Below are 26,436 nucleotides of genomic sequence, written 5' to 3'. Positions count from 1 at the left end.
CATCAGGTTTTCAGCATGCGCTTCTCCGTGATTGCTTCAGCCGTCGTCGCTGCCGTCGTCGGATTTGGTGGGACGCTTGCACTCATCATCGCCGCGGCGCAGGCGCTTGGTGCGACGCAGGCGGAGACTGCCAGCTGGGTAACCGCGATCTGTCTCGCAATGTTCATCGCCACGGGTTATCTGAGCTGGCGCTACAAAATGCCGATCATCAGCGCATGGTCGACCCCCGGACTGGCGCTGATAGGCGGATCAATCGGCTTCAGCATGCAGCAGGCGGTTGGTGCCTTCATCGTGACGGCCGTCGCGATCATCATTACGGGGCTGATCAAGCCAATTTCGGCGTTTGTTTCAAGGATCCCCGCATCTATTGCCTCGGGCATGCTGGCTGGCGTCCTTTTTGCCTTCCTTACCGGCGCCGCGCGGACGATCCCCGTAGACCCGCTTTTCGTATTGCCGCTCGTCGCGCTGTTCTTCATCATCCGCCTGTTCAATCCGGCCATGGCCGTGCTTGCCGTGCTATTCGGCGGTGTCATCTTTGCCATTCTCAGCGGACGCGTTGCGAGCATACCCGACATCGAACTTTCGACTGTGACGGTGATCATGCCGGTCTTCGATGTGCGCGCCATGATCGGTCTCGCGCTGCCGCTTTACCTCGTCACAATGGCCTCGCAGAACCTGCCAGGCTTCGCAGTCCTGCGTGCGGCAGGTTATGAGCCCCCGACGTCCGCTGCGCTTCTCGTTACAGGTCTCGTCTCGTTGATAAGCGCGCCGTTCGGTGCCCACACCAGCAACATGGCGGCAATCTCCGCTGCAATCTGCACCGGACCCGACGCCCATCCCGACCCGGAAAAGCGCTGGTTGACGGGCCCATTCTATGCGCTGTCCTATTTGATATTTGCGATTTTCGGTGCATCGCTCGTTGCCTTGTTCGCAGTCTTACCCCCGCCTCTGATCGCGCTTGTGGCAGGACTTGCGCTGATCGGGGCATTTACCAATGCGCTGGCACTCGCGCTCAAGACCGAACCTGAACGCCTGGCAGCGATCGTCACTTTTGCGGTTACGGCTTCAGGCATCACGATCGGCGGGATCGGCGCAGCATTCTGGGCACTCGTTGCCGGGCTGGCTGTTGTTTTCGTCGATCACGCAAAGAAAAGGTTCTGAATCCAAGGCCTTGCCGCATTTGGGATCACACTTTCTTGAAAAGCCCAAATATCTTTCCCATGTCGTTATCAATCGACCAATCAGGGTCGGGACTTTCTTGATAGGGAAGGGCTTTAGATGAACAATGCTGCATTGATCCGGCCAGGCTGGACCCCGGCGACCATCGCTTTGATGATTCTCGGTTTCATGCTGTTCTGGCCACTTGGTTTAGCCATGCTCGCCTATATTGTCTGGGGCAACCGTTTCGGTGGCTTCAGGCACGAAATGAGCAACGCAACCGACAATGTCTGCGGTGCGTTCCGTCGTCACCGGCGCAATCATCACTTCGGCAGAGGTCCGTTTGGTACCGGTAACGTTGCCTTTGATGAATGGCGTGAAAAAGAGCTGGAGCGCCTCGACGAAGAGCGCCGCAAGCTCGAAGAAATGCGTAGCGAGTTTGAAGAGTATGCGAGTGAACTGCGCCGCGCCAAGGACCGCGAAGAATTCGACCGCTTCATGGCCGGGCGGAACGCTGCGCCAAAGAAGCCTTCGGGTTCTGTTCCCGGCGTAAACGATACCGACGGAGAATAGCGGCTGGTTGCAGTCAGTTCCACCAGTCCTGATTGCGAAATGTAGCTCCATGGCGGCGCCTTCCGGCGCCGCTTCTGTTTTGTCTCACCGCTTTTGTTCAGAATCAATTAATGTGGTCCCATGGTCCTGTCCCTCTTCCGGAGTCCGCCGAAAAAATCCGCAACGCTTAAAGCCGAGCGGAGCTACGAGGTTGCGGGCCGTGTCCTGCCCTTGCGCGTGATGGAGAATCCGCGGGCGACGCGTCTGACCTTGCGCATCGATGCAGGCGGCAAGGGCCTTCGCATGACCGTCCCTCCGGGCATGCCTGCCCGCGAGATCGACAAGTTTCTGACGCGGCATGAAGGCTGGATCGAAACACGTCTTGCCAAGATGCCCGACCAGCCGAAGGTGCGCCCCGGGGTGAAGATCCCCATACGCGGCGTGCCGCACCTCATCGTCCATGAGCCGGCCAAGCGCGGAACTGTCCGGCAGGAGAACGGAGCAGAGGGCCCAAGACTGATTGTCTATGGCGACCGCCCGCATCTGGCGCGGCGGGTGGGCGATTTCCTGAAGCGCGAGGCCCGGCGTGACCTGGAAACGCTGGTGGCGCGTCACACAGTAGCGGTCGGGCGGCGCGCCAAGGTCATTCGCCTCAAGGATACGAAGAGCCGCTGGGGTTCTTGCACATCGGATGGCACGCTGTCCTTTTCCTGGCGCATCATGATGGCTCCCCCGCCGATCATCGACTATCTTGTCGCACATGAAGTTGCGCACTTGAAAGAAATGAACCACGGGCCGAAATTCTGGAAGCTGTGCGGCGAGCTGTGCCCGGATACCGAACGTTGCAAGGCCTGGCTTAAGCGCAATGGTGGCGCGCTACAAGCCATCGATTTCACCTGATGCGAGCGGCGATTTCTCCTGCCGTCCTGCAGGCGGCCCGAACCCTGTGGGACTTTCATCGCATTCACGACCAATTGTCGTGCGCCGACCTGATCATTGGGCTTGGCAGCTATGATCTGCGTGTCGCGGATCGCTGTGCAGAATTGTTCCATCAGGGTCTGGCCAAGCGGATCATCTTCACCGGCAAATCCGGCAACTGGACAGGCGCACTTTATCCCGGAACCGAAGCGGAAGCATTTGCAGCGCGCGCCAATGATTTGGGTGTTCCTGACGACGCCATTCTGATTGAGCAGCAAGCCACCAACATCGGCGAGAATATAAGGTTTGCGAAGGCAATGGCGGACGATACCGTTCGCCGTGTCATCCTCGTGACCAAGCCGCAGACCCAGCGCCGCGCCTTTGCAACCGTACGGGCCCAATGGCCCGGGATTGAAGCTCTGGTTACCGCACCGCCGACCCGTTTCGAGGACCAGCCAACTGCAGCCTATCCGCTCGATATGTTCATCCATGAAATGGTCGGTGACGTGCAACGGATGATCGACTATCCGGCTAAAGGCTTCCAGATAGCGCAATCCGTCCCTGCATCTGTCGCAGATGCGTTCGATTTCCTTGTCAAAGAGGGCTATCACCACCATCTCTAATAGTTGATCCATGCGCAAAATCCTCGACTTTGACGCATTTTCGTGCGAGTGGCGGCTTATGAGCTTTGATATCAAGATTTGCGGGTTGAAAACCGACGAAGCAGTTGCGGCAGCGCTGGACGGCGGTGCATCGCATGTCGGCTTTATCTTCTTCCCGAAGAGTCCCCGCAATATCGATCCCGCCTTGGCTGGCCGCCTGCGCCGCGCTGCCGAGGGCCGCGCCCAGGCCGTTGCCGTAACGGTCGATGCTGATGATGCGGCGCTCGACACAATCGTCACGGCGATGCGGCCGGACATGCTGCAACTGCACGGCAAGGAGAGCGTCCAGCGGGTCAAAGAGGTCAAGGCGCGCTTCGGATTGCCGGTCATGAAGGCGTTTTCACTGTGTGAACGCAGCGACCTCGACCAGATCAAGCCCTTTATCGGTGTTGCTGACCGCTTCCTTTTTGATGCCAAACCGCCCAGGGGATCCGAACTTCCTGGCGGAAATGGCGTATCTTTCGACTGGCAGGTGCTGTGCGAGCTTGACGCGTCTGTCGATTACATGCTTTCCGGTGGTCTCAATGCTGGCAATGTCCGTGAAGCCCTGGCGGCGAGATTGCCAGGCGGCATCGATGTTTCGTCGGGCGTCGAGTCTGATCCAGGCGTAAAGGATGTCAGGCTGATCGGAGAATTCTTCCGGGCTGTGCGCGCTGCCGGGAGCACCGGCGCAGCCTGAACCATAGAGGCAGTCATTTCGAGAAAGTGACGGGGACCCTTAAGAACAGGGCGGGCGTTTCGGAAAAAACGATACGGACCGCCAACAACGGAGCGAAGCAGTGAACAAGGTGGTTGAGCCCAATTCATTCAAGACAGGTCCAGACGAAGAGGGCATGTTCGGCATTTTCGGCGGCCGTTTTGTCGCAGAGACACTGATGCCGCTGATCCTTGAATTGCAGCAGGCCTATGACGACGCGAAGAACGATCCGTCGTTCAAGGCGGAGCTCCAGGAGTTGTCGACCCATTATGCCGGCCGCCCCTCGAAGCTCTATTATGCCGAAGGTCTGACGCGGCACGTGCGCCAGCTTGCCAGGGACCAGGGTCTCGACGGCGGCGCCAAAATCTATTTCAAGCGCGAAGATCTGAACCATACGGGAAGCCACAAGATCAACAATTGCCTCGGCCAGATCCTGCTGGCCAAGCGAATGGGCAAGACGCGCATCATCGCCGAGACTGGTGCTGGTCAGCACGGCGTTGCATCCGCTACGGTTTCCGCACGTTTTGGACTGCCTTGCGTTGTCTATATGGGCGCGACCGATGTCGAGCGGCAAAAGCCGAACGTCTTCCGCATGAAACTGCTCGGCGCCGAAGTCAAGCCGGTGTCCTCGGGCCACGGCACGCTGAAGGATGCTATGAACGAAGCCCTGCGCGACTGGGTCTCCAATGTCGAAGACACTTATTACCTGATCGGCACGGCCGCCGGCCCGCATCCCTACCCGGAACTGGTGCGCGATTTCCAGTCGGTCATCGGCACGGAAGCCCGCGAGCAGATTCTTGAGCGGGAAGGCCGCCTGCCGGATACCATCATCGCGGCCGTTGGCGGTGGATCCAATGCGATCGGCCTGTTCCATCCCTTCCTCGATGACAAGAGCGTCGAAATCATCGGTATCGAAGCAGGTGGGCGCGGCCTTGATGGCGAGGAGCATTGTGCCTCGATGAGCGCCGGCCGGCCCGGTGTGTTGCATGGCAACCGTACCTATCTGCTGCAGAATGCCGATGGGCAGATTCTCGATGGCCATTCAGTATCGGCCGGCCTCGATTATCCGGGGGTCGGCCCGGAACATTCCTGGCTGCGCGACACGGGCCGCGTATCCTATGTGCCGATCCTCGACAATGAAGCCCTGGATGCTTTCCAGCTGACCACTCGGGCCGAGGGTATCATCCCGGCATTGGAATCGGCCCACGCGATTGCCCACGCGGTGAAGATTGCTCCCCGGATGGCGCAGGACAAGATCATGATCGTCAATCTTTCAGGCCGCGGCGACAAGGATGTGCACACGGTCGGTCAACTGCTTGGAATGGATATCTGATCATGACGACGCGTATCGACCGAAAATTCGCAGCCCTCAAGGCAGAGGGGCGCCCAGCCCTCGTCACCTATTTCATGGGCGGCGATCCTGATTTCGACACTTCACTGAAGATCATGAAGGCCCTGCCAGGCTCCGGTTCCGATATTATCGAACTTGGCGTTCCCTTTTCCGATCCGATGGCCGATGGCCCGGCCATCCAGGCAGCGGGTTTGCGCGCGCTGAAAAAAGGTATGTCGCTGACGAAGACGCTGGACCTCGCCGCACGTTTTCGGACAAGTGACAACACCACGCCGATCGTCCTGATGGGTTATTACAACCCGATCTATATTTACGGTGTCGAACGCTTCCTGAAGGATGCCGTCATTTCGGGCATTGACGGACTGATCATCGTCGATCTGCCGCCGGAAATGGACGAAGAGCTCTGCATTCCTGCGATCAAGGCCGGCATTAACTTTATTCGGCTGGCAACACCGACGACCGATGACAAGCGCTTGCCGAAAGTGCTGCAGAACACGTCGGGCTTCGTCTACTACGTATCCATGAACGGCATTACGGGTTCGGCCTTGCCGGATACGAGCAGGGTTGCCGCCGCCGTCGAGCGCATCAAGAAGCACACGGATCTGCCGGTGGTCGTCGGCTTCGGCGTCAAGACCGCTGAACAGGCCAAGGTGATCGGCTCTGCCGCGGACGGCGTGGTTGTGGGCACTGCAATCGTCAATGCCGTGGCCAATACGATCAACCCCGACGGCTCGCTGGTTGCCGATCCGGCTGAAGCAGTTGCAACCATGGTGCAGGGACTTTCCAGCGGTGTGCGGGCGTCAAGGCTTGCCGCGGCTGAGTAGAAGCCCTAAATCACCGGAACAACGACAGAAGAACAGGACCGATCATGAACTGGATCACAAATTACGTCCGGCCGAAGATCAATTCGATGCTTGGCCGCCGTGAAATGCCGGAAAATCTCTGGATCAAGGATCCGGAATCCGGCGAAATGGTCTTTCACACGGATCTGGAGAAAAACCAATGGGTCGTCCCCTCTTCCGGCCATCACATGCGTATTCCGGCCAGGGACCGGTTGAGGTTCTTCTTCGATGACGGCGTGTTCGAAACACTTGAGCAGCCGAAAGTTGCGACCGATCCGCTGAAATTCCGCGATGAAAAGCGCTATGTCGATCGTCTGAAGGAACATCGCGCCAAGACTGGCCAGGACGACACGATCATCAATGCTCTTGGGTCGATTGAAGGCCTGCCGATCGTCGTCACCATCCATGATTTCAATTTCATCGGCGGTTCGCTTGGCATGGCAGCAGGAGAAGCGATCATCAAGGGTTTTGAAACCGCAATTGCCCAGAAGAAACCCCTGGTACTCTTTGCCGCGTCAGGCGGCGCCCGCATGCAGGAGGGCATCCTCTCGCTGATGCAATTGCCGCGTACAACAGTTGCAGTGGAGATGCTGAAGGAAGCCGGTCTGCCCTATATCGTGGTTTTGACCAATCCGACGACAGGCGGCGTAACTGCTTCCTACGCGATGCTCGGCGATATTCACATCGCTGAACCGGGGGCGATGATCGGTTTTGCCGGCCAGCGTGTCATCGAACAGACCGTCCGCGAAAAGCTGCCGGAAGGGTTCCAGCGTGCCGAATATCTGAAGACGCACGGGATGGTTGACATGGTCGTGCCGCGTACGGAATTGAAGGCAACCATCGCACGCCTATTGAAAATGTTGATGGGCGAACCGGCGACTGAGATCCCTGAAGGATTGCCAAACGGACTGGCGGCCACAATGCCCGTACCGGCCGAAGCCCAATCTTGATGCCATCCTATTTGCTGGATCGGGTGTGCAATGCCGTCGCGTGCTGAACAAGAGATAGAACGGCTGCTGGGCTTGCACCCCAAGGGCTTTGATCTGTCGCTGGGGCGCATTACCCGCCTTCTCGACACACTCGGCAACCCGCATCTGAGGATACCACCGGTAATCCATGTCGCGGGAACCAATGGCAAGGGTTCCGCTGTCGCCTTCTCCCGTGCGCTGCTCGAAGCCGCTGGCTACACGGTTCATGTCCACACCTCTCCGCATCTCGTACGCTGGCACGAACGCTATCGGCTTGGCGCTCCCGGCGGTGGCAAGATAGTCGAAGATGATGTACTCGCCGAGGCGGTCAAGCGGGTCGCCGATGCCAATGCCGGACAGGCCATCACCGTTTTCGAGATTTTGACCGCCGTCACGTTCGTCCTGTTTTCTGAACATCCTGCCGATGCCGTCATCCTCGAAGTCGGTCTTGGCGGCCGCTTTGATGCGACGAATGTAATTCCTGAGCCTGCCGTCAGCGTTATCATGCCGATTTCACTGGACCATCAACCCTATCTTGGCGATCGGGTCGAACTGATCGCGGCGGAAAAAGCTGGAATTATCAAACCGCGCTGCTCCGTGGTCATTGGGGCGCAGGAAGAAGAAGCCGTGCGGATGGTGCTGATCGAGACCGCCGAACGGCGCGATTGCCAATACGCGGTCTATGGACAGGATTTCCTCAGCTTTGAGGAGCGCGGCCGCATGATCTACCAGGACAATACCGGACTGATGGACCTCCCCTTGCCCGCTTTGCTCGGCCGCCATCAACTTGCCAACGCTGCCGCTGCTATCCAAGCTGTCAGAACTGCGGGATTTACCGTTCCCGAATACGCCGTCGAGACGGCAATGACCACGGTGGAGTGGCCTGCACGCATGCAACGGCTCATCAAAGGCAAGCTGGTGGATCTGGCGGTTCCGGGATCAGAGATCTGGCTTGATGGCGGACATAATCCCGGTGCAGGCCTGGTGATTGCCGAGGCTATTGCCACACTCGAGGATCGCACCCAGCGGCCGCTGTTCCTGATAACCGGGATGATCAACACCAAAGACCCCGTAGGCTATTTCCAAGCCTTCACCGGCATGGCGCGGCATGTCTATACGGTGCCCATCCGCTCCAGTGGAGCGGGCATCCCGCACGACGAGCTGGCGCTGGCAGCCAACGAAGCGGGGCTTTCGGCAGAACCCGTTCACTCCGTGGAGAACGCGCTCAAAATACTGCGCGACAGCTGGGACAAATCCGAGCCGGCGCCGCGCATACTCATTGGCGGTTCGCTTTATCTTGCCGGCGATGTTCTCTCGGACAATGGCACACTCCCACAATAATTGTTCTGGACAACAAAAAGCCCGGCAAAGAGCCGGGCTTCTTAATTTCAGACAGGCCTAGCAAATCAGGCCGCCGAATTCTTGATCCAGTCGGTCAACTTGCTCTTGGGAGCGGCTCCAACCAGATTGGCCGCCAGTTCGCCATCCTTGAACATCAGCAAGGTCGGGATCGAACGCACACCGAACTGAGCGGCAAGTTCTGGATTCTCGTCGATATTGACTTTGGCAATCGTAACCTTGCCTTCCATCTCCGAAGCGATTTCTTCAAGGGCGGGTGCGATCATCTTGCACGGTCCGCACCATTCTGCCCAGAAATCAACAACGACAGGCTGGCCTGACTGGATTACATCGGACTGGAAGTTGCTGGTGTCGATCTTGACGGTAGCCATAGGCTTTTCCTTGTGGGTTTGTGAATGTGTTGCACATCATGTGGTGAGTCGGCTCGCCCTCGTCAAGTTTCGTCTTCTCACGATGCGGTGAGACGGGCAAGGGCATCCTGCATCGCGTTCACGGGAATATCGATCAGATAGGGACCTTCAGTAAAAAGCAGTGCTGCCTCGACGATTTTACCGGGATACAGCGGTTCCAGCAATTGCCGATAAAGCGCTAACTGCGCCACGTAAGTATCGGGCACCCCTGCCAATGTATGGGGAGGAGGCCGGTTGGTCTTGTAGTCCACGATGAGTACGCGGCTTTCGCTGACCGCCAGCCGGTCGATCACTCCTGAAACGGCGTGATCCTTGCCGCGCAGATGCAGCGTCCCCATGACCGCTACTTCGGCCAGCGACCCTGATGCAAAGACGGGAGCAAAACCTGAATCATTCATGACGGCGAGAACCGATTGCAGGGCGTTTTCGACCTCCTCTGGCTTCCAGCCGAAAGCGGCACGCGAAAGATAGCGCCGCGCGGCCGGTACGCGTTGATCCGATGGGAGATTGGGCAGCGTCTGCAATAGCGCGTGAATAACCGTACCGCGCCGGATGGCAAAAGACGGATCGCCGCTCTCCCTCACGAGCACCGGTGAACCGGTCACCAAAGGTGCTTCGTCGTCGGGCTCGATCAAAACGGAGACACCCGATGGCGCAAGCGGTCTTGGTAGACCAGCTTCGCGCGGCATCGGCCTTCGATACGCCGCTGGAAAAGGGGCTGCACTGATCTCAGTTGCGATGTCAGGCTCGACAATGGCTGCAGGAACGCGCTCCGTGACGCGGTAGCGCTTGGCAACCACTCCCTCAACCGCATGCTGGAACGGCTCGCTCGCCTCGGCCAGCGCCGCTTCCACCAGATCGTGCCAGGTTCCGGGCGCGCGCCGCGTTCCGCGGTAGCCGCAAACGATCAGGCGGTCTTCGGCCCGGGTCATGCCGACATAGAGCAGGCGGCGATACTCTTCTTCTGCGCGGACTTTCAGGTTGTCAATTATATTTGCCGTGAACGCCGTCGCATGGGTTTTGGACGGAGCGAACAAAAATCCCTTGCCACGCCATCCCTCTTCCTCTGCCATATCGAAAGAAAGCAGATTTGGCGCACGCCCGCCCGCGGAAGCAGCGCTGCCGGAATCGACCAGGAATACAACGGCCGCCTCAAGTCCCTTGGAGGCATGTACCGTCATGATGCGTACTTCGTTGCGGCTCTGATCGAGTTCGCGTTTGATTTCCGGAGCCGCCGCATCCAGCGTTTCGAGGAACGCCTGCAGGCCCGGCAATCCTGTCTTCTCTGTCGCAACAGCATAGTTCTGGAACTCGTCGATGACATCGCCCGCCTCCTGGCCGAGCCGTGCGAGAAGGTCGCGCCTTGCTCCGCCGGGCCCAAGAATATCGGCGTAGAACTCGAACACCGGCACTGTGTCAGCGCGATTTCGCCAATCCTGCAGCCGTTGTGCAATACCATAGAGCGTGAGGTCGTCCTCGGCCTGCGCAAGCAGGCGCTGATAAAGCGTTACATTTTCCGCCCGGTCATGGGCGAGGGCAAACAACTGATCATCGCCCAATTTGAACAATGGGCTCTTGAGGACTGCCGCGAGCGACAAATCATCGGACGACAACAGCATGAACCGGCCAAGCGCCATCAGATCCTTGACAGCGATATGATCAGTTAGCCTCAACCGGTCCGCGCCAGCAACGGGAACATGACGCTTCTTCAGTTCGCGCGACAGGGCCGGCATGAACTGATCACGCTTGCGCACCAGAACCATGATGTCGCGTGCCTCGAGCCGGCGGCCTTGCCCGTCGAGGATTTCGCCATTCTTGAGCCAGAGGTCGATCGTTCGTGCGATCTGCTCGGCGAGACGCACCGGCGGCGCAGGCAGGCTGTCAACGGGCGTACGCCAGTCGTCCTCCTCTGGCGTTGTGACCGGGTCAAGCATGTCCCATATCTGCACTTCGCCCGGATCATGATCGCGTATCGCCGTGTGCACCGTCGCGCCGTGATCCGCGCCGAAACCTCGATTGGCTTCCGGCCGGGCAAAGACCTTGTCCACGGCAGACAGCACATCTGGAGCAGACCGGAAGGAGAAGTTGAGATTGACCCGGGCGAAGCTTAGCTCGGATTGACGGGTCTTCCGTTCGGTTGCCTTGCCATGCTCGGCAAAGTCCTCCGGTACCGCGCCCTGGAATGAATAGATCGATTGCTTCTCATCGCCGACAGCAAAAAGTGTGCGGCGAACGGTACGCGCCGTCTTCCCTGCGAAAAATTCCTCGCTCAACAGACGTATGACGCGCCATTGGTTGGGGCTCGTATCCTGCGCCTCGTCGACCAGTATGTGGTCAATGCCCTTATCGAGCTTGTACTGGACCCAGGGCCCCGCATCCTGCCGCCCGAGGAGCATCATCGTCCGCACGATCAGATCGTCGAAATCGAGAAGACCGTGCGCCCTTTTCATCTGCTGATAGCGACTGAGCAGATCATCAACCAGCGCGAGTGCAGAGAGGGTCAGCCGGACAAGGCGCAATTGCTTAAGCCTGTCGAGCCCTTCGAACACCTGCTGCGCCGCGCGATCATAGCGGTCAATGAAATCCGGTACCCGGTCCGTCACCGCCTTGGACGAAATAAATGAGCCGTTCTTGGGCTCTCCGCTCGCCTTCAGAAATGCCGTCTTCAGGGCCTCTTCGCGCTGGTCAATCTGGTCATTGACCTTGGCAAAACGCAAGGTCAGCGCGAACTCCTGCGCCCGCGTGGCGCTTCTTGGGATGTCGAGGATTTCTCCAAGAATGCCGCCATCAAATTCGCGTACCGGCCAAAGCGTTGACAGGATGCTGTCTTCTGTCTCCGTGCCGGTGAAGCCGAAATGCGCGTAGAAGGTCTGGCGGCGCAACTCATCATGGCCAATATCGCGGATGAATTGTGTCAGGTCATGCCGCTTGTTCACGGCTTCGTCGAGCAGTGCCTGCAAGCCAAATTCTCCGGCAGCATCGAGCACGTCGGCGAAGGCAGCGGCAAGCTCTGTGTTGCTGTCCAAGCGCGCAGACTGCAGCAACTGGCGGCGCGCTTCACCAACGAGTGCAACTTGCATCAGATCGTCCATCAACTCGAAATGGCCGGCGATGTTGGCCTCCAGCGGAAACTGATGAAGAATGGCCTCGCAGAAGGCGTGGATCGTCTGGATCTTGAGACCACCCGGGGTTTCCAGGGCACGCGCAAACAGGCGGCGCGCCTGCGCAAGGCGGTTTTGATCGGGAACCCGGCCGTCAATCTGGTGTATCGTTTCTGACAACGTGGCTTCATCGGTGGTCGCCCATTCGGAAAGCCGGGCAAAAACGCGGTTTTGCATCACCGCGGCGGCTGCCTTCGTATAAGTGAGGCAGAGGATTTTCGATGGATCGGTTCCGTCAAGCAGCAGCCGGATCACGCGCTCGGTGAGAACATGGGTCTTGCCCGACCCGGCATTGGCCGAAACCCAGACCGAATCATTTGGATCTGCCGCCTTGTTTTGGTTCGCTATCGTTTCGAAAGGAATGACACGAGGCTTTTTCATTCCCCCTCGCTGCCATCATCTGCACCGCCTGCTGACCATTCCAGCACCCGGGCGAGATGGTCATAGTCCCCGGTCAGATCAGTTTCCTTGAATGGCAGGGCACGTGACAGGTAGCCTTTTTGCGAATCGCGATAGGCGTTGAGCAATTCATTAAGCCGTTGCCAGGAAAGTTCCCCGAGTTCCGGCGCCGATTTCTCGCTGCCATTCGCTGCGGTGCCAATTTTCAGGATCGATTCCGGGTCCACCCTGCCATTCGGCCGGAGGCGAACATAGAGGAGGTCAGAGGCGTAGCGGTTGCCAACTTCATGAAACGCTCCGCGCGCAAGAAGCGCTGCCTCCAGCGCAAGCTGCGGCGACAGAAGCACATGGGCCTGCCGTTTCGACGGCGTTGAACCGGTCTTGTAATCGATAATGTCCACCGTTCCGTCCCGCCTGAGGTCGAGGCGATCCGCGCGTCCGGAAAGCGTCACGCCTGTCGTCCCCACGGAAATTTTCTTCGAGGCAATTTCGGGATGGCGTTCGGCAATCAATGGAGCACGAACGCTTTCCCAGTCGAGAAATTCGGGTACCAGGGACTGGAACCGCGGCCACCAAACCGCATCGATCTCCTCGGGCAGCGCGATATCGTCGAAATATTGTCTGCCTATGTCCAGCAGCCGTGCCGGAGCATCGGGGCGGACCGGGTCGATACCCTCTTCGGTAAAATGTGCCAGAATGTTGTGGAACAGCGAGCCGCGTTCTGCCACATCCGGATCGCGGATCAGCGGATCGATCGGGCGCAGCCGCAGGATACGCCGCGCGAATATTGCATAGGGATCGCGCCTCAATGTTTCTATTTCCGTCACCGAAAAATGCTTTGGCCGCGCCTCGAAGCGGTGGCCTGGGTTCTGGCCGCCTGACGAAATCTTCGTCCGCCGCATGATCGATCTCGCGTGCCCAATTCAGATACTTTGCGCCGCGCGTCCGCAATTCCGCCGCAGCGGTCTTGCCAAGCACCGTCTCGAGCCGCTGCAGCCAGCGCGAGGCGACTGTCGGCGCATTGGCGGAACGCTGCGACCTGGTAAGGATGACGCGATCCATGCCCATCGCCATCTGGAAATCGTGGGCGGCCAGACCGGTGCGCCGCTCCGGCGGTTCAAGATTGATGATGGATTTCATCGGGCGCGACATGAATGGGTCGTTGCGCGTCTTTCCCGGCCACGAACCTTCATTGAGACCGCCGATGATTACCGTATCGACCGTCTGCAGCCGCGCCTCGAGCGCCCCCCATATGAACAGGCGGGGGTGGGCGCCGGCCTTCGGCTTCACAACCTCGCCTGACATCAGCGCTTCGACCATTCCCGGCCATTCCGGGGCCAGAAAATCCAGTCCGGTATTGGCCGAAACCAGATTGCGCAGAAAGCCGGCAAACTGCTCGCCGGCCGCACCGGAATAGAGCGCGGCGATATCACCCTTGTCGTCGCGCGCCAGATTTTCCAGGCTCGATACGCTGGCGTGAATGATCTCGGCCATCTGCACCGGCTCGGTCCTGTCAACAATGACAGTGAGTGGTTCCATACTATGACTGAGAGCAGCGCAGGCTATCCGGGCTGCTTCGATCTGAGCAACGGAAATCTGCCGCAGCCAGACCGGTTCGAACGGCGCATTACTACCCTCTGCCAGACGTAGCTCGAAGAACGCGGCAAGACCGGAAAGCGAAGCGCGGCCAGTGCCGCCGCGCAAGGATACGAGCTCAATGGTTTCGGCGGCCTGCCGCACCGCCGGGCGTTGCAGCCCAAGCCGCGTCAAGGGATGTTTGAGCAGCGCGAGAAGCGCAACCGGATCACCTGGGTTGAATGCAGTTTCGATCGCCAGCCGCATCAGTGTCGCCGGTTGCGTTTCGCGCAGGGCATGGCCGCCGGAATCGTCTGCAGCAATGTTGAAGCGTGCAAGTTCGGTCGACACACGACGTGCCAGGTCGCGGTCAGCTGTGATCAGGGCCGCAGTCTTGCCCGGCTGATCGATGGCATCACGCAATGCGACGGCCACGGCGAGCGCCTCTTCGCGCTCATTGGCCGCCTCGATCAGGGCCACCGGCGCGACGGCTTCAGAAAATTGGCCGCTGGTGCGGTCGATAGTGCTCCAGGCCTCGCTCGTATCCGCCGGGCGCATGGCCTCGGCGAGCAAATGCTCGCGAGCTCTCTTTTGCGGCGTGACTTTTCCCAAACGGACGACATCGTGGCGCAGCACGCCGAGTTCGCTCAAGAGTTTTCTCAGGCCATATTGCGGATGACCGAAAATCGACGGATTGCCGTCAATATTTGCCAAGACGTCCCAGCTCGCTGCATCCATATCGCGGTCAAGGCCTGGCAGGATGACGGCACCATGCGGCAGTGACGCGATGGATGCAAGGAGCCTGGCTGTGGCAGGTATGGAACCCGTGGAACCGGCAGCGATAACGTGGCCGTCCGGAGGGTTGCGCATCAGACGCTCAGCTTCCAGTTCAATCAGCCGGTTGCGATGGGCCGCGGGGTTCGATCGATGAACATCGGCGAGAATATCGGGCCAGAGACTGGTGACTATGCCTAGAAAATCAAGTGTCACCTGCCACCAGTTCGGCAGTTCCTCCGACACGATGTTCGAGAGAGTCGCCCAGCCGCTGGCTTCGGTTTCCACTTGATCCATCAGTGCGGCAAGGTCACGCGCCAGCCAGATCGCGTCGGCGGTCGTAGCAGGGATGGCAATTTCCTCATTTCCGAACAGAGCCCGGACATGGTCCGGCAAGCGCTCACGCCACGGCCTCACCAGCCGTGCGAGCAGCAGCAGCCGTTCCGTGGAGCTTATCGGTGGCAAGAGATCGAAGAAGGCGTCCGATCCCATATCAAACATCGCTGCATCTTCGTCCACATCACCTAGTGGGCGAATGACGGGAAGAATCGCGGATCTGACTGGACTTTTTTCAACAAGCAGTGAGCGCAAAGTGCGCGCAGCGCGGCGCGTCGGCACGTAGATCGTCACACGCGCCAGCGCCATCGGATCTGTGGGATTGTCGGGGAAGCCAGGTATGAGCGTTCCCGACCGCAGCGCATCTACGAGAGCAGGCAGGAACGGTATGCCGGGCGCGATGGAAAATACCCGTGAATGTTTGTGGTCAGCCATGGATCCCTTGACCGGCGCGGGCGATAGCGGCTTCCGCATCACCGATGGCGCCGGGTGTCCCGACCGTCAGCCAAATACCCTCCATTGGCACACCGTAAAGCCGGTCCGCAGCAATTGCTGCGTCAAAATAATGGTTCAGCGAAGCCTTGCCTGCCGATGCTTCGGCAAAGATGCGCGGGTGGATGATGGCTGCACCGGCATAGATATAGGGCGATGTCTCATCCGCTGCGAGCCGGCGCAACTTACCCTCCGCGTTCATGTTGAAATCCCCGCGGCCGTCATAGCCGGTCGCCTGGTCCTTCGTCGCGATCATCAGGAGAATGTCCATGCGCGCATCATCCCATCCTTCCGCCAGGAGGACAAGATTTGGTATCGCCCCGTCAATCCAGAAAGTGTCCGCATTGATGACGTAAAACGGCTCGGTCCCTATCTGCGGCAGTGCATTGACGATGCCACCTGCAGAATCAAGCAGCTCTGTACGTTCATCTGAAACGAGAATCTCCGGAACGCTCCTCTTCACCAAATGCGCATCCAATTGATCAGCGAGATAGTGCGTATTGACGATCGCACGCTCGACACCATTATTTGCGAGCGCGTCCAGCCCCCAGTCAATTAATGGTTTGCCGGCTACCTTTACCAGGGGCTTGGGGATCGTGTCTGTAATCGGAGCCATGCGCTTGCCGAGACCGGCTGCCAGAACCATTGCGGTACGGGGCTTCGTCATTAAAATCAACTCTCCGAATTTACGATACCTGCCTTTTCGCACCAATCCTTGACCGGCGCCAGTGCAGGGTGGCCAATGACGCGATTGAGGTAAGCCTGGATGCGAGGAAGGTGCTGCAGATAGAAAGGTTTGCCGTCCCGTTCGTCAAGGCGGACAAAGATACCGAGAATCTTGGCATTGCGCTGCGCCGCCATTATGGCAAAAGCCCTGCGGAATCCCTCTTCATCAAAATCCGCATTGCCTGATCGACGCTCGTCGAAATAGGCGGCAAGCAAATGATCCTGCAGTTCCAACGGAATGGTCACCCGCGCATCGAAAACCAGAGATGCCACGTCATAGGCCGACGGGCCGATCATCGCGTCCTGAAAATCGATCAAACCAATGCGGTCGGTGGCTGTCGCGCTGCTGCGCCAGAGAATATTGGGCGAATGCACGTCCCGCAGCAGCAGACTTTGCTCGGCATTGATTAATTGGCTAAATACTTCGTCCCAGGCGGCGACATAGTCCGATATTTTCGCAGATCCAAGTGGCGTTCCGCGCATGCGGGGAACATACCAGTCCGAAAGCAGCTCAACTTCAATCATCATCGCGTCGCGATCGAAGTTGTGGATATGATGTGAATAACCTTCGGCCGCCTCGATATCCCGCGGCCATGATTGCTGATGCACTTTCGCCAGCAGACGAACTACCGCCTCGTAGCGTTCAGGAATTGGTGCACCCGTGGCATCCAGCACTCCATCACTACCGAGGTTTTCCAGGAGCAGAAACCCCCTCTCGAGATCTTCGGCGAGGATCGCGGGCACCTTGAATTTCTTCGATTGCAACAATCTATCGAGGGCAACAAATGCCGTCACCGACTGGGACAGATGAGCGATCTGCATGTAAGTCTTGCCGTCGCGCAAAACAGGTCCGCCAGGATTATATGGCGAGTTCATCAGGATGAGCGGAAGCTCGTCTCCGGTCGAAACTGTTTCATAGCCCCGTGCTGACGCGTCGCCGAGCAGATAGCGCCGACGGGCGGTTCCCAACCCGGCTTCCGTCAGGAAATTTCGAATTTCCAATGAGCGCTGCAGCCGAGCTATCGCGGCGGGTTCACCATCAACCAATGCTTTTCGCCCGTCGCCATCGCTGATCAGGGACAGGTGAAGGCTTGCTGTTGGCAGGACTTGGCCTGCCCGTTCCGGCCACTCGACCAGGACAACACCGTCTTCCAATGCTTCATCCAGGCCAAGCTCATCAATTTCATCGGCAGAGGAAAGGCGGTAGAGATCGACATGGCTGACCGGCACGCGCAGTTCCGGATACGACTGAACGATGGTGAAGGTCGGGCTTGGCACCTCGTAGTCAGTATCGTCGGCAATCGCACGGATCAAACCGCGCGCCAGCGTCGACTTACCCGCGCCGAGGTCGCCGGAAAGCGTGACGAGATCGCCTTTTCTTAACGCAAGCGCCAAGTCCTGGCCAAGGCGTTCGGTTTCTTCTGTCGTTGCGAGCTGAATGCTGATTGACGTCATAGGTGCCTTATTCGGCAGCGATGCTGAATGTCCGCGCTTCCAGGGGGAAGCGACAAGTAACCTGCGTACCCATCCCGGCGGCGCTGCTGATATCGACCGTGCCGCCATGCAGCTCGACAAATCCCTTCACGATTGAAAGTCCCAACCCGGCGCCGCGCTTGCGCCCGCCATTGGGATAGGGCTGGAAGCGTTTGAAAATGCTGTCGAGGACATAATCAGGCATGCCAGGGCCACTGTCGTGTACACTGAAGACCATTTCGGCCTGCTCCCGCCGGCAAGCGAGCGTCACCGTACTACCTTCCGGAGCGTAATTGGCGGCATTGCTCAGCAGATTTGACAGGACCTGTTTGACACGGCTGGCATCGGCACGAAAGGAGCCTGTTCCAGGCTCGATGCGAATATCCAGCAGGATATTATGCTCCTTCAACCGCTCGGCGACCTTTTCGGAGGCCGTCGTCACGGCATCTGTGACCGAGACATCGCTTATGTCGAGCTCCATAATGCCGGCGTCGACGGTGGCAAGATCCAGAATATCATTGACGATGGTCAACAACACCGAAGAGGAGGTGCCGATGTGATCGAGGTAATCGCGCTGGCGATCGTTGAGCGGTCCGGTCATCGGCGTCTGCAGAAGTTCGGTAAAGCCAATGATGTTGGTCAGAGGCGAGCGCAGTTCGTAGGATACGTGCTGCACGAAATCGTTCTTCAGTTCATCCGTTCTTTCCAGCGCCTCGTTCTTTTCCTTCAATGCGCGCTCGACTTGGACTGAGTCGGTAACGTCGACGAAAGTGAGCATGGTTTGGCCGTTCGGCAACGGCGCTGTCGCGTAAAACAGGATCTTGCCGGTGCTGAGTTCGATATGGCCGGAGAGCGATTGACGTTCGTCATCGAAACCGGTGACCGTCGTGACGAAGGTTTCCCAGTGAGCAGCGTCCGAGACAGGCTCGCACAGCCGGCGGATCGCCGAAATATGCAAGCCTTCGGCGATCTGTTCGCGTTTCAACGACCACAACGATGCAAAAGCGGGATTGGAGAGGCGGATCTTGCCATCGGAGCCGAATACGGCAACGCCTTCAGCGAGGTGATCCAGTGTCTGGCCCTGAACCTTGATGAGTGTGTTATAGCGGCTCTGCAGTTCGAGCTTTTCCGTCAGGTTCTCGAAGACCCATGTGACACCGCCCTTCGGCTGCGGATTGACGATGACACGCAGCGTGCGGCCGTCGGTAAGATACCAGACATGTTCCTGCGACTCGACAGAGTGATAGGCCGCTAGAACCTGGTCTTTCCAACGCCGCCAGTCCGGTTGCTCCGGCAGTATGCCGTCGCTGCGGAAGCGATCGAGCAGCATGGCATTGTCGGGGCTGCTCTCAAGAAAAGCTGTTTCCAACCCCCATAGCTTGGCAAAGGCCTGATTGAAGAATTGCAGCTTGCGGTTGGCGTCGAACATCGCGACGGCAGAATTCAACTGATCCAGCGTGTCCGAATGATTTAGCACGGTTCGCTTGAACTCTTCGCGAATCAATTCGATTTCGCTGATATCGGCCGCGAGCCCTGCGGAGCCGGCGCTACCGGCAACGTCTGTCACCCGGAAGACGTGACGGTCTCCGCCGACGACCGTCGATAGCTGATCGTGGAATCGACGGTTCGCTGCTTTGTCCCGCTCAATGCGCTCGCGGGCTTGCGAACCAAACAGTTCACGCGCATCGCTGACTGCAGTGCGCGCGTCGCGAACGTCCACCGCCTTGGCGTAAGCCATGTTCACCCAGGTAAGACGGCCATCGCCATCGCGGTGCCAGGCCGGCATATCAACCGCCTCCAGGAGCCCGCGCAGCGTACCGACGGCTTCACTGAGTTGATAATTCTCGGTCTTGAGCAACGCCTGTGCCGCCCGCGCCTCCCCGAGATTGATGAAGCGGACGATAGCATAGCCGCCGGAGGTGCGACCTTGAACTTCCAGCGGTGCGCCCTTCGAAGTCTCGATCGCAATATCAAACGGCCGCGCCTTTTTCGCGCAATGCCGAGATCGAGCGATCAAGCAATGTCGCCGAGTCGATCTGGAGCCAGCGGCCAAACGCCAGGAATAGTGCCCGCGCCTCCGGAACACCGATCTCGGGCGGCAGGGTGCCGACAAGATTTGGTGTGCTTGAAGCGCCTTCCCAGACGATTATGCGCTGGTCCTTGAGATTGAGCATGGCCTCATTGCGCTGAACGGTGACATTGAGATCTGCGACCTTGTCGCGTAGCTGGCGATTTTCATTGGCAATGCGGCTGCGCTCACGGATCAGCCAACCCGCCGAGAGCAGCGCCGCGCCCATGGCGCCGAGAAACATCGCGAATTGCACGACTTCGAATGTGCCCACCTCCACACCGAATGGCGTGCTGATTTTACCCAGCGCATCCTGGGCGTGCGCGGCAGATGAAGCGGCCAAAACAATGGGCATTGCCGAACTCGCACTGGCAAGCAGTGTCCGCAACTTTCTCAGCACAGGTCGTCCGTATGCTGCATGTTTACTGCGAACATCACCTTCACCAATCGTCATATCAGCCCCATCCTGACGAATGTGGTTGCTTCGATCCTCGCGATTTTTCAACCACTTGGCCCATCCGAAACAACGCCATCCCGAATCACTACAATAAACCTTGAGCGAGATCGACGGGAAGAACTGCGTGCAAAAAAAGAAAGCCGGAGAATTTGTCAATTCTCCGGCTTCCATATCTTGTGGGTATATACTGATCAGATCAATATCTGTAGTGGTCCGACTTGAACGGGCCGCTCGGCGTTACACCGATATAGGCAGCCTGTTCTTCGGAAAGAACCGACAATTTCGCGCCGAGCTTGTCGAGATGCAAACGGGCGACTTTTTCGTCCAGGTGCTTCGGCAGGACGTAAACCTCATTCTTGTACTGTTCACCGCGGCTGTATAGCTCGATCTGAGCCAAAACCTGGTTGGTGAACGAGGCTGACATGACAAAGCTTGGATGACCTGTTGCATTGCCAAGGTTAAGCAGCCTTCCTTCGGAAAGGAGCAGCAAGCGCTTGCCGTCCGGGAACGAAATCATATCGACCTGAGGCTTGATGTTGCTCCACTTCAGATTGCGCAATGCGGCGACCTGGATCTCGTTGTCGAAGTGGCCGATATTACCGACGATCACCATGTCCTTCATCTTGCGCATGGTATCGATGGTGATGACATCTTTATTGCCGGTTGTGGTGATGATGATGTCGGCCGTTGGAGCCGCATCTTCGAGGGTTACCACTTCGAAACCGTCCATCGCGGCCTGCAGTGCGCAAATGGGATCGACTTCCGTCACCTTGACGCGAGCGCCGGCCCCAAGCAACGACGCGGCCGAACCCTTGCCGACGTCGCCGTAGCCGCAAACAACAGCAACCTTGCCAGCCATCATGACGTCGGTGGCGCGGCGGATACCGTCAACCAGCGATTCCTTGCAGCCGTACTTGTTGTCGAATTTCGACTTGGTGACACTGTCGTTGACGTTGATCGCCGGGAAAGGCAGTAGGCCCTTCTTCTGCAGCTGATACAAACGATTGACGCCGGTCGTGGTTTCTTCAGTCACGCCCTTGATCGCATCGCGCTGCTTGGTGAAGAAGCCCGGGGTTTCCTTCATGCGCTTCTTGATCTGCGCGAAGAGGATTTCTTCTTCTTCGCCGCCCGGGTTGGACAGGACGTCTTCCCCGGCTTCCGCGCGTGCGCCAATCAGGATGTACATGGTGGCGTCGCCGCCATCATCGAGAATCATATTGGAAGGCTGGCCATCCGGCCATTGAAAAATCTGATCGGTGTAGGTCCAATACTCTTCAAGAGTCTCGCCCTTGACGGCGAAGACCGGCGTGCCGGTTGCAGCAATAGCTGCAGCGGCATGATCCTGGGTCGAGAAGATGTTGCACGATGCCCACCGGACCTTGGCGCCGAGTGCCTGCAGGGTTTCGATCAGGACGGCGGTCTGGATCGTCATGTGCAGGGACCCGGTAATGCGGGCACCCTTAAGCGGCTGCGACGTGCCAAATTCTTCGCGGCTGGCCATCAGGCCAGGCATTTCGGTTTCGGCGATTTCGATTTCCTTGCGGCCCCAAGCAGCCAGTTCAAGGTCCTTGACGATGTAGTCCTGTTTCTCGGCCATCTAAGTCAGCTCCGTCTTGTGTGTTCCATTTGGCCGCGCGTTTAGAGGCGACCGGAGATGCCGTTGACTAGCAGATTAGGCATCAACGCACAATGGGATATAAAGAAATCCTTATGCGTGCATATGGTGGCGATGATTTAGCCGCGATATTGCCCTTGAGATATGGTTCGACGTCAGGCTTCTTCGCCGAATTTATCAGCTATCAAAGCGCCGAGAGCCTTCATCACTTCAGGCGCCTGAAGTCCGGAAGCGCTGATCTTAATACAGCAGCCCGGGGAGGCTGCAAGCATCATCAGACCCATGATAGATGTGCCGCCAACCGTCATGCCATCCTTTTCGACACGGACGTGGGCATCATAGCCATCAACCAGCTGGACGAACTTTGCCGAGGCGCGCGCATGCAGCCCGCGCCGGTTGATGATCTCGAATGACTCCACAAGGGCATTGTCCGGATCAAATGTGCCGGTCGTTTCAGCAGTCAGGCGCATTTATTACCTCTATGGGGCATAACCCTATTTGGCTGTCAGCACCTGGCTGGCCACGTTGATATATTTCCGTCCCGCATCCTGGCCTTCCCGCAACGACGCCGCCATGTCATTGGTAACGCGGACACTGGAAAGCTTGATCAGCATCGGCAGATTAACTCCGGCGATGACTTCGATCCGCCCTGACTCCATCACGGAAATCGCCAGATTGGAAGGCGTTCCGCCAAACATATCTGTCAGGATGATAACGCCCGAGCCATTGTCAGCCCGGGCCACGGCATCGACGATATCCCGCCGGCGCTGTTCCATATCATCATCTGCACCGATTGATACGGTTTCCAGATATTCCTGCTGGCCGACAACATGCTCCACGGCATGATGAAATTCTTCAGCCAGTCTTCCGTGCGTCACAAGCACGAGTCCGATCATTCTGAAACTGCTCCTGTCGCGCCAGCCCCTTGGATTGGGCTTTTGTCTGCGCCTTGAATGCCCCGTTTGGCAGGTGTCGCATTCTGGCAGGACGAATCGTGAAGGCAAGTGGAAAAATGGCGTTAACAAGACAGAGGGTCATTTTCTCGCAGCTTAATAGGTCAACTATTTGGATTGTTAAGCTATTTTTTCCACTGGGGGCAAAAAAGTCTCGCTTCCACAGCACGGCAGGCAGCCTCGATTTCCCGTTTTGGTAGAAGAATGTGTGGGATCGCGACACCCTGTAGTTGTGCCGTGGCGCCATCCGCAAATCGAACCGCATGATCTCGTTCGATCAATTCAACAACGAGATGTATGACCGCGGCCGTCTCAAAATCCACAGAATGAAGGCCTGAACCGCGGACCTCCAATCCGCCTTGCAACGCGGCGGGGGTGGTGCACATCAGGCGGCCCGACGCTCGCCAAATCTGACATTGATCATCACTGATCAATGCTGCAAACAGCCCCCTGGTCGACGCCCTGTCCATCAGAGCGCGCGCAATCGACGATTTGCCCGACCCGGAGGGCCCACTGATCAGAACGCCGCGGTCGCCGACCAGAACAGCGGTCGCGTGCAAAAGTTCACCACTTTGCTTTTCCATCAGACCTCGACCGGGAGGATAGCGATAAATCGCGCGCCGAGGTAATTGTCCGGATCCTTGGGATCGATAATGTTCTCGGCGTTCAGCGTGCCGCCATGGGCCTCGATGATCTGACGGCTGATGGACAGGCCGAGCCCGGAATTCTGGCCAAAGGCTTCGCCAGAAGGCCGGTCCGTATAGAACCGCTCAAATATCCGGTCGATCTGTTCAACGCGGATGCCCGGGCCATTGTCATCGACAAGAATGCGGATACGGTCGCCCATATGCTGAAGCGTGACTGTAATGACGCCATCTTCTTCCGGAACAAAGGAGCGTGCATTCTCGATCAGGTTGGAGACGACCTGGCCCAGGCGCAAATCATGACCGACAACGTAGAAGCCCTTCTTGTTGTTCGGAAGCTTGCCAACCACGAATTCGATCCGCGTGTCCTTTTTGTTGCGCCTGACCTCGCGCGCCGCAGTAACGAGATTGCCGAGCAGAAATTTCAGATCGACATGTTCTGAATCCTCACGCGCGAGTTCGGCATCGAGCCGTGATGCATCGGAGATATCTGTGATCAGACGGTCGAGGCGGCGCACATCGTGCTGAATCACGTCCATGAGCCGCTTGCGCGACTCGTCGTTCTTGGCGAGCGGCAGCGTCTCGACGGCGCTGCGCAGCGAGGTCAGCGGGTTTTTCAACTCGTGGCTGACATCCGCCGCAAAACTCTCGATTGACTCGATCCGGGCGTACAATGCATTGGTCATGTCGCGGATCGATGTGGAAAGATGGCCGATTTCGTCCTGGCGCTCGGAGAAGTCGGGAATTTCTTCGCGGTTCTTTACGCCATGGCGGACCCGATCGGCAGCTGCCGCAAGACGGCGCAGCGGATTGGCGATGGTCGAAGCCAGAAACAGCGACAGGATAGCCATGACCAGCGCGGCAACCGTGAACACGCGGATGATCGCGAAGCGTTCGCCCTGAACGATCTTGTCGATGTCACCGCCTTCTGTCGAAAGCAGCAGCACACCAAGCACCGCGCGGAAGCGCTGGATGGGCACGGCAACCGAGACGATCTGCTCGCCTTTTTCCGTCATGCGCACAACGGTGGCCGGTGAGCCGGTCAGGGCCTTGACGATTTCGGGATAGGACGAGCCGTTACCGCCTGGCTGTTCCTGATAAATCGGCAAGTCGCTTCGGCGGAGAAGCCGCGTCATCCGGTTGGTCAGACGCTCAAAGAAACTGGGCTCCTCGCCATCGATCGGCGGAAGCTCGTAACGCAGCACCTGGCCGCGCGAATAAAGATGGCGGGAGTCGAGCAGGAGGTTCGAGTCACGATCGTAAATGCGGGCCCGGGTGCGTGTCGGCGAAATCAGCCGGCGCAGGACCGGCGCCACACGTTCCGGATTGATCGGAAAATCGAGATTGTCCAGAACGTCCGGCGACGGGGTCAGGCTTTGACCCGCCTGTAGTTCCAGGAGCTTTTCGGGATCGATCGCAATGGAGTTGGTGTCGACCGTTGCCGACGAGGCGATTGCGCCGGCGATGATCTCTCCCTGTGTCATCAGGCTTTCGACGCGCGCATCAATCAGTCCGTCGCGAAACTGATTGAGATACATTATGCCGGACAAAAGGACTGCCAAGCCAGCGAGATTAAGAAAGAGTATTCGCCGGGTAAGGCTTGAAAACAGGTAATTGCCGAAGACGCGATTAAGCGGCTTGAAGAAGCGCCTCAAGGCAAGCGAACGCTTCCGGCGCATAACGGCGCTCTTGCGCGTAATATTGCCGCTTTGAAGCCCGGCTACCATTTCTGCCTCAGAAACTTGTAAATTGCGTTGCCTCATCGCATTCACGGCGCGTTGAGACAACCTTGTTTAGCGCGGATAACGTGCCTGTGAAAGCTCAGGCTGGTTCCGCGTCATGCATTAAGCAATATTCGCCCGCAAACAATATCAGGTTTCGCGGAAACGATAGCCCACGCCATAGAGGGTCTCGATCATATCGAAATCGTCATCGACGACCTTGAACTTCTTGCGCAGTCGCTTGATGTGGCTGTCGATGGTGCGATCATCCACATAGACCTGTTCATCATAGGCCGCATCCATCAAAGCGTCACGGCTTTTGACGACACCGGGTCGTTGGGCCAGGGAATGCAGGATCAAGAACTCTGTTACGGTGAGAGTGACGGGCTCGCCCATCCAGGTACAGGTATGACGTTCCTGATCCATGACGAGTTGGCCTCGCTCAAGTGATTTTGCCTGGGGACTGCCGGGCTTCACCACGGTATCCCTCGCCGCGACACGGCGCAGGACTGCCTTGACCCGCTCGACCAGCAACCGCTGTGAGAACGGTTTGGTGATGAAATCATCGGCGCCCATCTTAAGGCCGAAGAGTTCGTCGATCTCATCATCTTTTGATGTGAGGAAGATCACCGGCAGATCGGATTTCTGGCGCAGGCGGCGCAAGAGCTCCATCCCATCCATCCGCGGCATCTTGATGTCGAATATGGCAAGATTTGGCGGACGGGCCATCAAACCATCGAGCGCGGACGCGCCATCGGTATAAGTCTCGACCCGGTAGCCTTCGGATTCAAGCGCGATCGATACGGAGGTCAGAATGTTGCGATCGTCATCGACGAGCGCGATTGTCTGCATTGCGGGTACTTCCCTCATGCCCTGCCTTTCCTTGTGCCATTACATTGAGGCTGCTTGTGCCGGACAAATTAGGTACAAAATGTGGCACAGTTCGCGAGTGATGTCATCTTCACCACATTTGGTTACTTTTACGCGCACGGAAGAATCGCGGAAATTTCTCTTACTTAAACCGATTTAAAAAAATTTAAATTCTTTAAATCGATTAAACATTTGATAGTATTCAATTTTTCTGCTTTTGACCAAGTATGACCGCATTCCCGTTGGAAGATGCGA

At 58.0% G+C, this 26,436-nt stretch carries 19 protein-coding genes and 2 pseudogenes; 9 read left to right on the top strand and 12 right to left on the bottom strand.

Translation table 11 applies throughout. From position 1 onward, the window contains the following. Positions 1-15 precede the first annotated feature (15 nt). The 9 genes from N8E89_RS06885 (at position 16) to N8E89_RS06845 (ending at position 8,489) form a co-directional block, all read left to right on the top strand. Complete coding sequence (locus N8E89_RS06885; RefSeq protein WP_113172624.1) at positions 16-1,161, top strand: benzoate/H(+) symporter BenE family transporter; 1,146 nt, start codon at positions 16-18, stop codon at positions 1,159-1,161. Between the two features lie 117 nt (positions 1,162-1,278). Next, positions 1,279-1,731, top strand: a complete 453-nt coding sequence (locus N8E89_RS06880) for a DUF2852 domain-containing protein (protein WP_262261528.1) — start codon at positions 1,279-1,281, stop codon at positions 1,729-1,731. 120 nt (positions 1,732-1,851) lie between these two features. After that, the gene (locus N8E89_RS06875; RefSeq protein WP_262261527.1) at positions 1,852-2,610 is read left to right on the top strand and encodes a M48 family metallopeptidase; all 759 of its coding nucleotides are present in this window, start codon (positions 1,852-1,854) and stop codon (positions 2,608-2,610) included. Beyond that, positions 2,610-3,251, top strand: a complete 642-nt coding sequence (locus tag N8E89_RS06870; protein WP_262261525.1) for a YdcF family protein — start codon at positions 2,610-2,612, stop codon at positions 3,249-3,251. The genes N8E89_RS06875 and N8E89_RS06870 overlap by 1 nt, the downstream gene beginning before the upstream one ends. Positions 3,252-3,309: 58 nt before the next feature. Continuing rightward, positions 3,310-3,969, top strand: coding sequence for a phosphoribosylanthranilate isomerase (locus tag N8E89_RS06865; protein ID WP_262261524.1), 660 nt, complete (start codon positions 3,310-3,312; stop codon positions 3,967-3,969). A 100-nt stretch (positions 3,970-4,069) separates the two neighbouring features. Continuing rightward, positions 4,070-5,320, top strand: coding sequence for a tryptophan synthase subunit beta (gene trpB, locus N8E89_RS06860; protein ID WP_262261523.1), 1,251 nt, complete (start codon positions 4,070-4,072; stop codon positions 5,318-5,320). 2 nt (positions 5,321-5,322) lie between these two features. Beyond that, positions 5,323-6,162, top strand: a complete 840-nt coding sequence (gene trpA / locus N8E89_RS06855) for a tryptophan synthase subunit alpha (RefSeq protein WP_106662215.1) — start codon at positions 5,323-5,325, stop codon at positions 6,160-6,162. 44 nt (positions 6,163-6,206) lie between these two features. Continuing rightward, a complete protein-coding gene (gene accD / locus N8E89_RS06850; RefSeq protein WP_113172628.1) occupies positions 6,207-7,130 on the top strand; it encodes an acetyl-CoA carboxylase, carboxyltransferase subunit beta in 924 nt (307 codons plus the stop codon). 30 nt (positions 7,131-7,160) lie between these two features. Next, the gene (locus N8E89_RS06845) at positions 7,161-8,489 is read left to right on the top strand and encodes a bifunctional folylpolyglutamate synthase/dihydrofolate synthase (RefSeq protein ID WP_106662213.1); all 1,329 of its coding nucleotides are present in this window, start codon (positions 7,161-7,163) and stop codon (positions 8,487-8,489) included. Between the two features lie 65 nt (positions 8,490-8,554). Here the strand turns inward: N8E89_RS06845 and trxA are convergent, their stop codons facing one another. The 12 genes and pseudogenes from trxA to N8E89_RS06785 all read right to left on the bottom strand — a co-directional run bounded on the left by trxA (position 8,555) and on the right by N8E89_RS06785 (position 26,181). Next, entirely contained in the window at positions 8,555-8,878 is a 324-nt protein-coding gene (gene trxA, locus N8E89_RS06840; protein WP_106662212.1) for a thioredoxin, read from the bottom strand. Between the two features lie 77 nt (positions 8,879-8,955). Further along, positions 8,956-12,459: a double-strand break repair helicase AddA gene (gene addA, locus N8E89_RS06835; RefSeq protein ID WP_262261521.1), complete on the bottom strand. Its 3,504-nt coding sequence runs from the start codon at positions 12,457-12,459 to the stop codon at positions 8,956-8,958. Beyond that, positions 12,456-15,597: pseudogene (addB, locus tag N8E89_RS06830) on the bottom strand (double-strand break repair protein AddB). The gene addA and the pseudogene addB overlap by 4 nt, the downstream one beginning before the upstream one ends. Further along, on the bottom strand, positions 15,590-16,321 hold the full coding sequence (locus tag N8E89_RS06825; protein ID WP_113172631.1) for a nucleotidyltransferase family protein: 732 nt from the start codon (positions 16,319-16,321) through the stop codon (positions 15,590-15,592). Before N8E89_RS06825 ends, addB begins: the two are co-directional and overlap by 8 nt. Before the next feature lie 5 nt (positions 16,322-16,326). Next, positions 16,327-17,835, bottom strand: a complete 1,509-nt coding sequence (tsaE, locus tag N8E89_RS06820) for a tRNA (adenosine(37)-N6)-threonylcarbamoyltransferase complex ATPase subunit type 1 TsaE (protein ID WP_262261520.1) — start codon at positions 17,833-17,835, stop codon at positions 16,327-16,329. 7 nt (positions 17,836-17,842) lie between these two features. Further along, a pseudogene (locus N8E89_RS06815) lies at positions 17,843-20,375 on the bottom strand (ATP-binding protein). A gap of 199 nt (positions 20,376-20,574) precedes the next feature. Next, entirely contained in the window at positions 20,575-21,975 is a 1,401-nt protein-coding gene (gene ahcY, locus N8E89_RS06810) for an adenosylhomocysteinase (protein WP_262261519.1), read from the bottom strand. Between the two features lie 173 nt (positions 21,976-22,148). Then, entirely contained in the window at positions 22,149-22,463 is a 315-nt protein-coding gene (locus N8E89_RS06805; RefSeq protein WP_106662206.1) for an HPr family phosphocarrier protein, read from the bottom strand. A 24-nt stretch (positions 22,464-22,487) separates the two neighbouring features. Continuing rightward, positions 22,488-22,889, bottom strand: coding sequence for a PTS sugar transporter subunit IIA (locus tag N8E89_RS06800; protein ID WP_100000814.1), 402 nt, complete (start codon positions 22,887-22,889; stop codon positions 22,488-22,490). 182 nt (positions 22,890-23,071) lie between these two features. Beyond that, positions 23,072-23,530, bottom strand: coding sequence for an HPr kinase/phosphorylase (locus N8E89_RS06795; protein ID WP_262261516.1), 459 nt, complete (start codon positions 23,528-23,530; stop codon positions 23,072-23,074). After that, complete coding sequence (locus N8E89_RS06790) at positions 23,530-25,317, bottom strand: sensor histidine kinase (RefSeq protein ID WP_106662204.1); 1,788 nt, start codon at positions 25,315-25,317, stop codon at positions 23,530-23,532. Before N8E89_RS06790 ends, N8E89_RS06795 begins: the two co-directional genes overlap by 1 nt. 144 nt (positions 25,318-25,461) lie before the next feature. Next, complete coding sequence (locus N8E89_RS06785) at positions 25,462-26,181, bottom strand: response regulator transcription factor (RefSeq protein WP_162707175.1); 720 nt, start codon at positions 26,179-26,181, stop codon at positions 25,462-25,464. Positions 26,182-26,436: the final 255 nt, after the last annotated feature.

The organism is Phyllobacterium sp. A18/5-2 (assembly GCF_025452215.1).
In the GTDB taxonomy this organism is placed as follows: domain Bacteria; phylum Pseudomonadota; class Alphaproteobacteria; order Rhizobiales; family Rhizobiaceae; genus Phyllobacterium; species Phyllobacterium sophorae.
The sequence above is the reverse complement of the archived record's forward strand: the minus strand, read 5'-3'. Positions and strand labels throughout refer to the sequence as shown.